Origin of the sequence: Streptomyces sp. CB02056, from assembly GCF_001905545.1 — a bacterium.
Classification (GTDB): domain Bacteria; phylum Actinomycetota; class Actinomycetes; order Streptomycetales; family Streptomycetaceae; genus Kitasatospora.
The window spans coordinates 258409-271723 of sequence record NZ_LIPD01000006.1 but is presented as its reverse complement, the minus strand read 5'-3'; the positions used below and the strand labels follow the sequence as shown (position 1 = coordinate 271723).

Genomic DNA, 13315 nt, shown 5'->3' with positions numbered 1-13315 from the left:
CAGTCCGAGGAACGGACCGGGCCGGGCCGGGCACGGCAGCATCAGGACCGGACGGCCGCCCCCGCCCAGGAGCGGTTGCCGAGGAGGGTCTTGACGTCCGAGGCGAGCCCGTTGTCCGGGTTCACCCGGAACCCGAGCTCGTAGAGGGTGTCCTTGTCCCAGTTGGTGGTGCGCAGCCGGACCGGGACGTCGCCGGGGTGGTTCTGGAGGGCGAGCTTGAGCTCGGCGACCACCTGGGGGTTGATCCGGGCGGCCGGGACGGTGATCTGGACGGGCGGCTTGGTGCCGAGCTCGGCGGAGGAGACGTCGAGGGTGGTGATCTCCTGGCCGAAGACGCTCAGTGACCCGTCGCGCTCGTTGAGCCGGCCGCGGATCGAGATCACGTTGTCCTCGATCATCTGCTCGGCCATGAGGTTGTAGGTCGCCGGGAAGAACAGCACCTCGACCGAGCCGTCGCGGTCGGCGAGGGTGATGATCGCCCACGCGTTGCCGGCCTTGTTGATCCGCCGGTCGACGCCGGTGATCAGCCCGGAGAGCCGGACCTCGCCCTCGGAGCGGCCGGAGTCGAGGAGCTGGGCGATCGAGCTGTCGCGGTTCTGGGAGAGGATGTGCTCGGCGCCGTCCAGCGGGTGGCTGGAGACGTAGAGGCCGAGCATCTCGCGTTCCAGGGCCAGGAGTTGGCGCCGGGGCCACTCGTTCTCGGTGAGCTGGAAGTCGAGTCCGATGCCGGGCCCGCCGCCCTCGCCGGCGTCGAGGGCGCCGAACAGGTCGTCCTGTCCGATGGCCTGCTGCTTCTTCAGCCCGGTGACGGCGTCGATCGCGTTCTCGTGCACGCTGCTGAGCGAGAGCCGGGTGTGGCCGAGCGAGTCGAAGGCGCCCGCCTTGACCAGGGAGTCGACGGTGCGCTTGTTGCACACCACCAGTTCGACCTTGTCCAGGAAGTCGGCGAAGGAGGTGTACTTGCCCTTCTCCTCGCGGGTGCCGACCAGGGACTCGATGACGGGCACGCCGACGTTGCGCACCGCCTTGAGGCCGAACCGGACGTCGCTGCCGACGGCGGTGAAGTCGACCACCGACTCGTTGACGTCGGGGGAGAGGATCTTGATGCCCATCTGCCGGCACTCGGCCAGGTAGATCGCCATCTTGTCCTTGTCGTCGGCGACGGAGGTGAGCAGGGCGGCCATGTACTCGGCGGGGTAGTTGGCCTTGAGGTAGGCGGTCTGGTAGGAGACCAGCCCGTACGCGGCGGAGTGCGATTTGTTGAACGCGTAGCCGGCGAACGGGACCAGGACGTCCCAGACCGCCTGGATGGCCTCGTCGGAGTAGCCGCGCTCCTTGCAGCCGGCGTGGAAGGGGACGAACTCCTTCTCCAGGACCTCCTTCTTCTTCTTGCCCATCGCGCGGCGGAGCAGGTCTGCCTGTCCGAGCGAGTAGCCGGCCAGCACCTGGGCGGCTCGCTGCACCTGCTCCTGGTAGACGATCAGGCCGTAGGTGGGGCCGAGGACGTCCTTGAGCGGTTCCTCCAGCTCGGGGTGGATCGGGATGATCTCCTGCTGGGCGTTCTTGCGCAGGGCGTAGTTGGTGTGCGAGTTCATGCCCATCGGGCCGGGCCGGTACAGCGCGGAGACGGCGGAGATGTCGGCGAACTCGGTGGGCTTCATCAGCTTGAGCAGGGCGCGCATGGGGCCGCCGTCGAGCTGGAACACGCCGAGGGTGTCGCCTCGGGCCAGCAGCTGGTACGTGGTGGGGTCGTCGATCGGGATCTTCTCGATGTCGACGTCGACGCCCCGGTTGGCCTTCACGATCTTGATGCAGTGGTCGATGATGCCCAGGTTCCGCAGACCCAGGAAGTCCATCTTGATCAGGCCCATGGCTTCGCACGACGGGTAGTCGAAGCCGGTGATGATCACGCCGTCCTTGTCCCGCATGTGCAGCGGGATCAGTTCGAGCAGCGGGGTGGAGGAGAGGATGACGGCGGCGGCGTGCACACCGGTGCCGCGGATCAGGCCCTCGATGCCCCGCCCGGTGTCGATGATCTTCTTGACGTCGGGCTCGTTGTCGTAGAGCGCCCGGATCTCGGTGCCCTCGTTGTACCGCGGGTGCTTGTCGTTGAACAGGTCGGCCAGCGGCACGCCCTTGCCCATGACGTCCGGCGGCATCGCCTTGGTGATCCGGTCGCCCATGGCGAAGGGGTAGCCCAGGATGCGGTTGGCGTCCTTGACGGCGGCCTTGGCCTTGATCGTGCCGAAGGTGTTGACCTGCGCGGTGTAGGCGGAGCCGTACTTGTCGGTGACGTAGCGCACCATCTGGTCGCGCTGGCGGTCGTCGAAGTCGATGTCGACGTCCGGGGGGTTGATGCGCTCGGGGTTGAGGAACCGCTCGAACAGCAGGTCGTGCTCCAGCGGGTCCAGCTGGGTGATGCCGGTCAGGTAGGCGACCATCGAGCCGGCCGCCGAACCACGGCCCGGGCCGACCGGGATGCCGTTGTCCCGGCCGTACTGGCAGATGTCGGCGACCACGAGGAAGTAGGCGTCGAACCCCATCGGGGTGATCACGCCCATCTCCAGCTCGACCCGGTCCAGCACCTCCTGGCTGGGGTTGTCGCCGTAGCGGTGCTGGAGGCCGGCGGCGATCTTCTGGCGCAGGAAGGAGGCCTGGGTCTCGCCCTCGGGGACGTCGAACTGCGGCATCCGGTCGACGTAGGTGAAGACCTCCTCGTACGACTCCACCCGCTCGGCGATCGCCAGGGTGTTGTCGCAGGCCTCCGGCAGCTCGCGGAAGAGCTCGCGCATCTCCTCGGCGGTCTTGACGTAGTAGCCGCTGCCGTTGAACTTGAAGCGGTTCGGGTCGTCCTTGTTCTTGCCCACGCCGACGCAGAGCAGGCTGTCGTGGGCGTCGGCCTGGTCGGCGGTGACGTAGTGCGAGTCGTTGGTGGCCAGCAGCGGGATGTTCAGCTGCTTGGCCAGGCGCAGCAGGTCCTCGCGGACGTCCTGCTCGATGGAGAGCCCGTGGTCCATCAGCTCCAGGAAGTAGTTCTCCTTGCCGAAGATGTCCTGGTAGGCGCCGGCCGCCTTGACGGCCTCCTCGTACTGGCCGAGGCGCAGCCGGGTCTGGACCTCGCCGGAGGGGCAGCCGGTGGTGGCGATGATGCCGGTCGCGTTGGCGGCGATCAGCTCGCGGTCCATGCGGGGCTTCATGTAGTAGCCCTCCATCGACGCGAGCGAGGAGAGCTTGAAGAGGTTCCGCAGGCCGGTGGCGTTCTGCGCCCACATGGTCATGTGGGTGTAGCGGCCGCCGCCGGAGACGTCCTTGCCGCCCTCGCCGTCGGAGCCGGTCGGGCGCTGGCCGCCGGGGGACCAGAACACCTGCTTCTTCAGGAAGCGCGACGCCGGCGCGACGTACGCCTCGATGCCGATGATCGGCTTCACCCCGGTCTTGGCGGCCGCGTGGAAGAACTCGTACGCGCCGAACATGTTGCCGTGGTCGCTCATCGCGATGGCGGGCATGCCCTGTCTCTCCGCCTCGGCGAACAGCTTGCCGTTCTTGGCGGCGCCGTCCAGCATCGAGTACTCGGTGTGGACGTGCAGGTGCGCGAAGCTGTCGGACACGGCGCTGTGCTCCTGGGGCGGGACGCGGACGGGGAAGCGGTCCACCCTATCGGGTCCGCGACGCCGACGCGCAGCCCCGCGGGCCCGCCGCCGCGATCTTGACGGGGCCCTGTCGGTTCCTTGACGGGGTCATGGCCAGTGCGGCCGGCCCTCGCTCCGGTCAGCCCGCGGTGCGGCCGACGGGCAGCGGCGGCATGGTCCGCAGGGCCTGGGCGACCTGGGTCAGCCAGCGGGTCTCGGCCTCGAGGCCGGCGCTGGGCGGCAGGGACGGCTCGGCCTGCGGCGGGTCGGCGGCCTCGGCGGGCGTGTCCGCCCGCGCGCGGGCGCGGACCAGGGCGGCGGCGATCCGGGCGGCCTCGGCCCGCGCGGCGGCGTCGGTGGCCCGGGCGCCGCCGCCCCGCGGCTGCTCCGGCCCCGCCGGGGGCGTCTCGCCGGTGCGGTAGCGGCGGAGGATCAGCAGCCCGTCCCGGATCTCGATGACCCGGCGGTAGAGCGCGAGCTCGGCGTCGGCGAAGGGCAGCGGGCCGGCGGCGAGGGCGATCTGCGGGAAGACCGCGTGCAGGGCCCGCCACAGCGGGCCGAGTGACCGGTAGCTGCGGTACGCGGCCCGCCAGCGCCGGGCGGCGCGGCCGGCGCGCGCCCACAGCAGGGTGGTCGCACCGGCCAGCAGCAGCACCGCGCACAGCCGCCCGAGCGCCAGCGAGACGGGGTCCTCGGTGCTCTGCTGTCGGCCCGAGCGCAGGGCGCCGAGGACGTCGTCCAGCCCCCACGCCGTCCAGAGCAGTCCGACGGCGGCGGTGAGCGTGATCAGGACGAGGGCCGTGCGCAGGGCCGCGGTGTCGGCCTGGCGCGTCCAGGACAACGTCTGGCGCAGCAGCGTGACCAGGCAGCCGACCACGTAGCCGACGCTGACCAGGTCGTAGCCGGCCAGCGCCGCCGGGCCGGCGCCGCCGGTGGCCACCAACTGGCCGTCGACCTCCGTGATCCGGGCGAGCAGGAACAGGACGGTCGCCACGAGGACCGCGAGGGCGACGCCGGCCTGGCGGCGGCGCAGGGCCCGGGCGTCGGCGGCGGGGCGGCGCAGCGAGACGGCGGCCAGGGCGAGGAAGCCGGCGGAGCCCATCTTGAGGTGGTCGGTGAGCATCCAGGACAGGCCCGCCAGGCCCGTCCCGTGGTCGATGTCCGCCCCCGTCCGGCCGGCCATCAGCGCCAGGGAGGCGCCGAAGCACCAGGCGAAGCAGCAGGTGTAGCGCAGGGCCGGCGTGGTGCCGCGGTGCCGGCCGGCGAAGAACCGGTACGTGCTCAGGCCGAGCAGGAAGACCGCGGCGCAGGCGAGGACGGGGTCAGTCATGCGGGCCCGTCGGGCGGCGCCGGCCCAGCAGCGGGGAGAGCCGCTGCGCCCACTCGGCGTCGCGGGACTGGGCGTTGGCCGCCCGGCCGCCGGGCAGCAGGGCGCGTTTGAGGATCAGCGAGGCGAGCAACTCGGCCTCCCGCTCCTGGGGTTCGAGGTAGACGGTGCGGCCCAGGACCTTCCCGACCAGGGTCGGGGACAGGTGCGGCAGCAGGCCGCGGGTGAGCCCGGGGTCGGGCGAGGGGCCGTCGGCGTGGCCCAGCAGGAGGTGGGCGTACTCGTGCACCAGGATGTGCTGGCGGTGCACCTCGCTGGTGTCCTCGGCGTACACGATGTAGTCGGCCTGGCCGGTCGTCACCAGCAGCCCGCAGGGCGCCCCGGGCCGTGCGGGCACGGCGATCAGGTCGATCGGACGGCCGCGGGCGCGGGCGAGGCGGGCGACGAGCTCGGCGGCGTCGAACGGGTCGGGCAGGTCCAGTGATTCGCTGATCGCGCGACATCGCCGCATCAGTCCGCCGTGGCGTCGGATCCATCGCAACGCGCGCCTCCCCAGTCCGCCGGGGCCGACGTGGCCGGTCAGCCGTTGCGGGTGTCCCCTCGGCGGCACCACGTCGTGCTCACGGGGAGGGCTTCCCCCTGGCAGCCTCCCGGCGAGCGATAGTCTCGATCACATCGGAGACGGTGTCCAGGGCTTCGGGCGAGAGTTCCACCGCCCGCAGCGCCATGTTCCGTACGCCGGCGTCCCGCAGCGCCTCCAGCAGGGCGAGTTCGGCGACGATCTCCTCGGAGCGGTCGTCGAAGAAGTAGGCGGGGGAGACGTGGAAGAACCCGGCCAGCGCCTCCAGGTGGCGCTTGGTCGGGTTGTCGCGCTTGCCGGTGCGCAGCTGCCACAGGTAGGTGGCCGAGAAGGTCTCGCCGGTGGCCTCGCGACAGGCGCGCGCCACGTCCTCGTTGCTGTACTGCTCCCGGTTGGGGCGCCGGACCGTGCGAAACAGTGTCTCGATCTTCTCGGCGAGCGTGCTCGCCCCGGGTTCCGCCATCTCCGCCTCCTGCGCCGCCACTGCCGGTCCCGGCGGCACTGGAACGCGGGGCCGGCCACCGGGTAACCATCGTAGCTTCGGGCGTCGCCCCGGCGTCGGGCGGTGCCGTCCCCGGGGGACGAACGCGGGTCCGGCCCTCGGGGGAGGGCCGGACCCGACGCCCGGTGCGGGATGGTGCAGGGTGGTGCGAGGCGGTGCGCGGGTCAGCAGCAGCCGTAGCTGAAGCTGCCGCAGGTGCCGCACCAGCTCTGGTCGGTGCTGCTGCAGAAATCGTTGTTGGTGAAGGCCTCCTCACCGCCGCTGAGGGCGGTCAGGTCCGGCTCGCCCAGCGGGTGACCGGGGGCGGTGCGGGCCGTCTCGGGGTCCTTCCAGGACCGGACGGTCTCCTCGTCGCTCATGGTCCGACTCCCTCCGGGCCGCTCAGCAGCAGCCGAGGGTGAAGGCGCCGCAGGTGCTGCACCAGCTCCGCTCGGTGTTGTTGCAGAGGTCGTTGTTGGTGATCTGCTCCTCGCCGCCGCTGAGGGCGGTGAGGTCGGGCTCGCCCAGCGGGTGTCCGGGCGTGGTGCGGGCGGTCTCGGGGTCCTTCCAGGACCGGACGATGTCCTCGTTGCTCATGGTTCGACTCCTTCGGGGTCGTTCGGCAGGGGCGTTCAGCAGCAGCCGAAGCTGAAGCTGCCGCAGGTGCCGCACCCGGTCTGGTTGGTGGTGCAGATGTCGTAGACGGTGATCTGCTCCTCGCCGCCGCTGAGGGCGGTGAGGTCGGGCTCGCCGACCGGGTGGCCGGGGGCGGTGCGGGCCGTCTCGGGGTCCTTCCAGGACCGGACGATGTCCTCGTTGCTCATGGTTCGACTCCTTCGGGGTCGTTCGGCAGGGGCGTTCAGCAGCAGCCGAAGGTGAAGCCGCCGCAGGTGCCGCAGGCGGTCTGGCCGGTGCACATCTCGAAGACGGTCACCGGCTCCTCGCCGCCGCTGAGGGCGGTGAGGTCGGGCTCGCCCAGCGGGTGGCCGGGCGTGGTGCGGGCCGTCTCGGGGTCCTTCCAGGACCGGACGGTCTCCTCGTCGCTCATGGTTCGACTCCTTCCGCTCCGGGTCGGGGGGTACGGGCCGTCAGCAGTGGGTGCCGGTGGCCCAGGTGGGGCAGCAGCCGCCGGTGCCGAGGGCCTCGCTGCCGCCCTCCTCGTCGGACAGGCCGCCGACGAACAGGCCGAGGTCGACCTCGCCGGACGGGTGGGCGGGGGCGACGGCGCGGGCCGCGTCCTCGGGGTCCTTCCAAGCACGGGCGGTGCTGTTGTCGCTCATGGCGTTCCTGCCTCTCGGTGGTGGTTCCTCGACCGGACGGCCGGGCGGCCGACCGGGGTTCGTGGGGACGGGCGTCGAGCGGCCCGTCGGAACGGTGGTCCGTCGGAACGGTGGCCCGTCGGCTTCAGCGGCTCGCGGCGGGGCGCACGTCGGTGTCGGCCGCGCCGAACAGCAGGCGGTACGCGCCCTCCTGCTCGATCAGCTCGTCGTGGCGGCCGCGTTGGACGATCCGGCCGTGTTCGAGGACGAGGATCTGGTCGGCGTTGCGCACGGCGTTCAGCCGGTGGGAGACGACGATCCGGGTGACGGCCAGCTCCGCGAGCGCGCCGTCGACATGGCGTTCGGTCTGCGGGTCGAGGTGGCTGGTCGCCTCGTCGAGCAGCAGCAACCGCGGCCGGTGCACCAGGGCCCGGGCCAGGGCGACCCGTTGGCGCTGGCCGGCCGAGAGCGCCGACCCGCTCTCGCCGACGGGCGTGTCGTACCCCATCGGCAGGGCCAGCACGTCCTCGTGCAGCCCGGCGATCCGCGCGGCCCGGACCACCTCGGAGTCCTCGGCGTCGGGCCGTCCGAGGGTCAGGTTGTCCCGGATGCTGCCGCCGAACAGGCTCAGCTCCTGGAGGACGGCGCCGCAGTGGGCGCGCAGGTCGGCGAGGTCGAGCCGGTCGATCGGCACGCCGTCGTGGCGCACCGTCCCCTCGTCGGGCGGGAGCAGCCCGAGCAGCAGCAGGGCCAGGGTGCTCTTGCCGGACCCGGTGCGGCCGACGATGCCGAGCTTGCCGCCGGCGGGGACGGACAGGTCGATCCCGCTGAGGGCCGGCGGGCCGGACGCCTGGTAGCGGAAGGTCAGCGCGCGGACGTCCACCGAGGTCGCCTTCCGGGTGGTGAGCCGCAGCCGGCCGCCGGTCTCCGCCGGGGCGTCCAGGACGTCGAAGAGGCGTTCCACCTGGGCGTTGACGGTGAGGTAGAGCTGACCGGTGGTCGACAGGGTCTCCAGCGGCGCCAGGACGGACAGCACCAGGCTGTTCGCGGCCAGCATGGTGCCCAGGGTGGAGCGGCCGGTCATGACCATCCAGGCGCCGACGCCGAGCATGAGCAGCGGCCCGAGCGAGGTCATCGCCCGCTGCGCCCCGGAGAGCCCGGCGGTGGCGCGTCCGCGCCGCAGCATCGCGCCCTGGTAGCGGGTGAACAGCCCCTGCCAGTGCTCCACGGCGCGGCTCTCCACGCCGTTCGCCTTGAGCGGCAGGATCGCCTCCAGCGCCTCGACCAGGTAGCTCTGCTCCTCCGCCTTGGCGACCAGCTCCAGCTGGGCGAGGTTGCGCAGTCGGCGGTGGGCGTGGACCACCAGGAGCAGCTGGAGCAGGAACAGCGGGGCGACGGCGAGCAGGTAGAGGGGCTGCAGCAGCACGACGGCGACCAGGTAGCCGACCAGCAGGACGCCGTCCAGGGCCACGGTCATCAGCTGCTGGGTCAGGGTCTCCCGGGTGCTGGAGACGCTGGAGGTGCGCATCAGCAGGTCGCCGCGGCCCCGTTCGAGGAAGAACCGCAGCGGCAGCCGGAAGAGGTGTTCGACGAAGGAGCGGGTGAGCACCAGGTCGCCGCGCCGGCGCAGGGCGAGCAGCGCCAGTGCGCGCAGGGCGGTCAGCAGTCCGGTGAGCAGGGCGATGCCGACGGCGGACAGGGCCAGCAGGACGGGCAGGTCGGTGCGGTGCTGCGGGAGGAGCGAGTCCACCACGGTGCGGGTGAGCAACGGGACGGCCAGGCCCAGCAGTTGCAGCAGTCCGGTGACCAGGGCGGTCAGGGCGAGCAGGGAGCGGCCGCCCGGGGCGGCCAGGAAGCGCCGCAGGTAGCGGACCATCGGGCGGTCGCGCAGCGGGGTGTGCCGCTCCTCGAAGGACTCGCCCGGCTCCAGGGCGACCGTCACGCCGCCGTACAGGCCGTCGAAGTCCTGCCGGGAGATCTGGCGGCGCCCGCCGGCCGGGTCGACCAGGCGGACCGACCGGCGGTCGACCCGCTCCAGGACGACGAAGTGGTGGGTCCGCAGGTAGGCGATGACCGGGCCGCGCAGCGGCTGCTCCAGCGCGGCGGGGCCGCGGTCGACGCGGACGGTCAGCCCGGCCTGCCGCGCCGCGTCGACGAGCACGGCCGCCGAGGCGCCGTCGCGTCCCGCGCCGAGCAGCGGGCGGCAGTCGGCCACCGTGGAGTCCCGTCCGTAGTGGCTGAGCACCATGGCCAGGCAGGCGGCGGCGCACTCGGTCCGGGTGAACTGCAGCCGCTGCGGCACCCGGTGGGCGCGCCGCCGGGAGCGCTCCCGGGCGGGGGCGGCCGGCCGGGCGGGGTCGGACGCGGCGGTCACGGGGCCTCCTGCGGGGCGAGCAGCAGCACGGGGGCGACGCGCTCGGGCGCGGCGATCCGCAGCAGTCCGTGGCCGATGCCGGCCAGGCCGGTCATCAGGCCGGGCGTGACGATGCCGCCCGGGGTGCCGCAGACCGGTCCGCGCTCCTCGATCGCGGCCAGCAGGGCGTCGCGGGTCCGGGAGTGGTCGTCCCGGGCCCGGGCGACCCCGGCGCGGGCCGCCGCGGCGAACAGCTCCAGGTTGCCCAGGGTGCCGTGGCAGAGGCTGTCGTCGCCGATCTGGCTGGCGTCGGCGGTGGACCGCACGGCGCGCAGCAGTGCCCGGTCGCTCGACGGGGTGCGGACCCCGGCGGGCAGGTCGGCCCGGAGCAGTCCGATGCCGGGGGCGCCGTGGCACCAGGCGTGCACGGCCGCGAAGGTGCCCGGGGGAGGCGTGGCCCGCCAGGGCCGGGGGGCCTGCTCCCGGTAGTCCGGCCAGTTGTCGACCTCGGGGTCGTAGCCGGCCTCCTCGTAGGCGAGCGCGGCCCGGCCGGTGCGCAGCGCGGCCGCGTCCCCGGTGCGGGCGGCGTGCCGCAGCAGTGCCCAGCCGATCCCGCCGGCGCCGTGGGACATGCCGAGCAGCGGCCGTGCGGCGGGCATCGCGGTGCGCCAGGCGACGGTGCCGCCGGGGTGCGCCTCGGCCTTCTCCACCAGCAGCCGCGCGCAGCGCCGGGCGCAGTCGTGCGCGGCGGCGCCGTACCGGTGCGCCAGCGCCTCGGCCACGGCGAGGCAGCCGGCCGCCCCGCCGATCAGGTCGAGCTGCCGGTCGTCGTCCAGGGTGCCGGCCGCCGCGGTGAACAGGCCCGGTACGGGCTCCGCCAGGGCGGGGTCGTCGAGCAGCACGGCGGCGCAGTCGAGCGCGTACGCGGTGCCCGCGAGGCCGCCGAACGCCCCCCAGGAGCGCTTCGGCGTGTGCCGCAGCACATGGGCCAGGTGCTCCGGGAACGGTGCCAGGATCCGCCGCGCCCACCGCGCGTAGCGCTCCTCCCCGGTGACGGCGGCGAGCTGGGCGAAGAACAGCGCCGTCCCGGGGTAGCCGCCGTACAGGTCGTCCCGCAGGGCGGTGACCCGCCACTGGTCCCGGCTCAGGTCGAGGCCGAGCCAGCCGGCCCGCCCGCCGTCGCGGCGCGCGTCGGCCAGCAGCCGGTCGGCGACGGACCGGGCGAGGCGCAGGGCGCGTTCGCCGGGGGAGCGGTCCGGGCCGGTGGCGGGCCCGGCCGGGCGCGGGTCGGTGCCCGCGGGTGCGGCACCGTCGGCTCCCCCGGTGGTGGCGCGGGCGGCGAAGGCGGCCCGGATGATCCAGTCCTGGGTGGCCAGGTCGTGCTCGTCCATGGCGGCGACGATCCGCCGGGCCCGGTCGAGCCCCGACTCGGGCAGTGCCCGCGGCAGCGACCGGCCGCGGTGGGTGCGCAGGTCGCGGGAGCCGACGACGGAGCGGAACAGCGGGACGTCGCCGCTCCAGAGGTCCTCGGCTTCGAGCCGCAGCAGCGGCCGCTGGGCGGGGTTCCCGGCGGACTGGGCGAAGATCAGCCCGAGCACCCGGTCGCGGTCGAGGGCGTCTCGGGTGACGTCCGGGTGGGTGCTCTCGCCCAGCAGGTGGGCGTAGACCCGGGTGGCGCGGACGATGGTGCGGCAGGTGTCCTCGCGGAAGCGCTCCAGCGGGCCGTCCGGTGCGAGCAGCGCCCCGCGGTGGGCGGCGATGGCGCGGTAGCCGGCCTCGAACCCCGCCCGCAGGGACGCCAGGTGGTCGGCCGGGTCGACGTCCCGGCCGTCCAGTCGCGGCCGGTTCGCGCTGCCCTCGAAGGCGCGCTGCACCCGGGTCAGGCGCATCTCGTCGGTGCCGTCGCCCTCCCAGGTGGGCGACTTGAAGGGCATCACGGCGCCCTTGTCGGCGCCCATCCCGCCGACGTCCAGCACCGCGCCGCCGTCGCCGACCAGTACCGAGGGCAGCAGGCCCACCCGTTGCACCGAGTGGGCGAGCAGGTGCTGCGCCGGGTCGTCGTCGATCAGCGGGCTGCCGGTCAGGTGGGGCACGCCGACGTGGAACAGGGACTCCAGGTCGACGGCGACCGGGTGCTCCCCGACGGCGATCACGTTCTCGAAGTGGAAGTCGGTGGCGGCGGTCGCGTAGAGCAGGGCCAGCAGCGCCCCGAGGCGGTGGTAGAACCGCTCGGCGGCCGCGTGGTCGGCGCACGGCGCCGGTTCCACGTACTCGATCCAGCCGTACCCGCCCCGGTCCCACACCGCCACGGTGCCCGGGCCGGGGCCCGGCAGGACGGTGTCGTACCAGTCGACCAGGGCGTTGAAGTGCTCGTGGACGGCCAGCGGCCGGGGTTTGTACACCAGCCGCGCGCCGGAGGAGAAGGTCAGCAGCGCGACCGAGCGGCCCGCCTCGTGGCCGTCGCCGCGGCCCGTGCGCACCTCGGTCAGCTCGCCGGGGTCGCGTCCGGCGAAGAGCCGCTCGACCAGTGCGGGCCGGTCGGCGGTGAAGCGGTCGAGGAACTCCCGGTGCGCGTGGACGGCGTTCCGGGTGGCGCACGCCAGCAGCCGGGCCAGGACGGCGTACTCGTCCAGCAGCGCGGCCAGCCGCTCGGGCTCCCGCTGCCAGGCGATGAAGGCGTGGAAGCGCTCCTGCGGGGTGTCGCCGCTCAACTGGCCGGACAGCCGGGCCACATGGAGTTCGAGGACGAGGGTGCGGCCGAGGACGGACACCAGCTGGTCCCGCAGGCCGGCGGTGAGCGAGCGCCGGACCGCCGCGAGGACGGCGGCGGAGGGCTCGGTGGCGTCCGCGGTGCGGGCGGGTGCCTCCAGCAGGTGGAGGGCCTCGGCGAGGAAGGGTTCGACGACGGCCGCGAAGTCGGCGAAGCCGTGCCGGTGCGTTCCGTCGTGCCCCTCGGCGTGTTCCGTGGTGTCTTCCCCGTCGGGCGCCGGGGGCAGCCGTGGTGCGCGGGCGACGACGTCCTCGACGAACCGGGCCCAGGCCGGTTTGGCGGTGCGCGCGGCCAGGCTGTCGGGGTGTTCGGCGAGCAGCCGGCGCAGCAGGGGCGGGTCAATGCCGAGCGCGCGGGCCTGGGCTTCGGCGGTGTCCGGCGCGTGGTCGGTGAACGCCGAGCGCCAGCGGGCCAGTCGGCGGTCGGCGCGCCAGCCGAGGCTGCCCTCCGCCGGGTTGTCGGCGACCGGGGCGGGCGGGTCGCCCTCGCCGCTCAGGCGTTCGGCCAGCCACAGGCCGCGGGCCCACCAACTCCCGGTCAGGGGTGCGCGGTTGACGCGCGACCAGGGCGGGGCGGCGGCCGCGGCATCGGGCGGGGTGTTCGAGGGCATGCTGGACTCCTGGGGCGCGGAGGACGGGCGATCCGGAGGCGGGCAGGCGGACGCTGCCGGGAACGGGCAGGCAATGGCAGCTGGTGTGAATGGCTGTCTTTCAAGGATTCATGTCAGCTGGTGCCGCGATGCGAGTCTGCTCGGCTTGCGGCGGCCCGTCAAGTGGTGTGAACGGCAATGCCCAAGTCATTCATCTCAGCTGCCAGCAGGGGCAGGCCGGTCGTGCCGTGAAGGCCGAACCGTGCCTCACGCTTGGGGTGTTGAGCGCTGCCCACGCCTCTGCGGCGGGCCGCACGGGTGCCGTCG

General features: G+C 73.6%; 11 protein-coding genes. All 11 read right to left on the bottom strand.

The window, feature by feature from the left end:
- Positions 1 to 41 precede the first annotated feature (41 nt).
- Positions 42 to 3608, bottom strand: coding sequence for a DNA polymerase III subunit alpha (gene dnaE / locus AMK13_RS18300; RefSeq protein ID WP_074003307.1), 3567 nt, complete (start codon positions 3606 to 3608; stop codon positions 42 to 44).
- Between the two features lie 160 nt (positions 3609 to 3768).
- Positions 3769 to 4959: an MAB_1171c family putative transporter gene (locus AMK13_RS18295; RefSeq protein ID WP_074003149.1), complete on the bottom strand. Its 1191-nt coding sequence runs from the start codon at positions 4957 to 4959 to the stop codon at positions 3769 to 3771.
- A complete protein-coding gene (locus AMK13_RS18290; protein ID WP_181970381.1) occupies positions 4952 to 5497 on the bottom strand; it encodes a hypothetical protein in 546 nt (181 codons plus the stop codon). The genes AMK13_RS18295 and AMK13_RS18290 overlap by 8 nt, the downstream gene beginning before the upstream one ends.
- Before the next feature lie 79 nt (positions 5498 to 5576).
- A complete protein-coding gene (locus AMK13_RS18285; RefSeq protein ID WP_049659008.1) occupies positions 5577 to 5999 on the bottom strand; it encodes a hypothetical protein in 423 nt (140 codons plus the stop codon).
- A 203-nt stretch (positions 6000 to 6202) separates the two neighbouring features.
- Positions 6203 to 6397 carry a hypothetical protein gene (locus AMK13_RS18280; protein ID WP_074003148.1) on the bottom strand — a complete coding sequence of 65 codons (195 nt, stop codon included), beginning with the start codon at positions 6395 to 6397 and terminating at the stop codon, positions 6203 to 6205.
- A gap of 22 nt (positions 6398 to 6419) precedes the next feature.
- Complete coding sequence (locus AMK13_RS18275; RefSeq protein WP_074003147.1) at positions 6420 to 6614, bottom strand: hypothetical protein; 195 nt, start codon at positions 6612 to 6614, stop codon at positions 6420 to 6422.
- A 35-nt stretch (positions 6615 to 6649) separates the two neighbouring features.
- The gene (locus AMK13_RS18270; RefSeq protein WP_074003146.1) at positions 6650 to 6841 is read right to left on the bottom strand and encodes a hypothetical protein; all 192 of its coding nucleotides are present in this window, start codon (positions 6839 to 6841) and stop codon (positions 6650 to 6652) included.
- A 35-nt stretch (positions 6842 to 6876) separates the two neighbouring features.
- A complete protein-coding gene (locus AMK13_RS18265) occupies positions 6877 to 7065 on the bottom strand; it encodes a hypothetical protein (protein WP_074003145.1) in 189 nt (62 codons plus the stop codon).
- 40 nt (positions 7066 to 7105) lie between these two features.
- On the bottom strand, positions 7106 to 7297 hold the full coding sequence (locus tag AMK13_RS18260; RefSeq protein WP_049659012.1) for a hypothetical protein: 192 nt from the start codon (positions 7295 to 7297) through the stop codon (positions 7106 to 7108).
- 124 nt (positions 7298 to 7421) lie between these two features.
- Entirely contained in the window at positions 7422 to 9650 is a 2229-nt protein-coding gene (locus AMK13_RS18255; RefSeq protein WP_079272259.1) for a peptidase domain-containing ABC transporter, read from the bottom strand.
- A complete protein-coding gene (locus tag AMK13_RS18250) occupies positions 9647 to 13009 on the bottom strand; it encodes a type 2 lanthipeptide synthetase LanM family protein (RefSeq protein WP_079272258.1) in 3363 nt (1120 codons plus the stop codon). The genes AMK13_RS18255 and AMK13_RS18250 overlap by 4 nt, the downstream gene beginning before the upstream one ends.
- Positions 13010 to 13315: the final 306 nt, after the last annotated feature.

Bases quoted from the DNA above. Each gene is read 5' to 3' on its own strand.
- AMK13_RS18295 (WP_074003149.1), bottom strand. From the start codon at position 4,959: ATGACTGACCCCGTCCTCGCCTGCGCCGCGGTCTTCCTGCTCGGCCTG.
- AMK13_RS18285 (WP_049659008.1), bottom strand. From the start codon at position 5,999: ATGGCGGAACCCGGGGCGAGCACGCTCGCCGAGAAGATCGAGACACTG.
- AMK13_RS18280 (WP_074003148.1), bottom strand. From the start codon at position 6,397: ATGAGCGACGAGGAGACCGTCCGGTCCTGGAAGGACCCCGAGACGGCC.
- AMK13_RS18275 (WP_074003147.1), bottom strand. From the start codon at position 6,614: ATGAGCAACGAGGACATCGTCCGGTCCTGGAAGGACCCCGAGACCGCC.
- AMK13_RS18270 (WP_074003146.1), bottom strand. From the start codon at position 6,841: ATGAGCAACGAGGACATCGTCCGGTCCTGGAAGGACCCCGAGACGGCC.
- AMK13_RS18265 (WP_074003145.1), bottom strand. From the start codon at position 7,065: ATGAGCGACGAGGAGACCGTCCGGTCCTGGAAGGACCCCGAGACGGCC.
- AMK13_RS18260 (WP_049659012.1), bottom strand. From the start codon at position 7,297: ATGAGCGACAACAGCACCGCCCGTGCTTGGAAGGACCCCGAGGACGCG.
- AMK13_RS18250 (WP_079272258.1), bottom strand. From the start codon at position 13,009: ATGCCCTCGAACACCCCGCCCGATGCCGCGGCCGCCGCCCCGCCCTGG.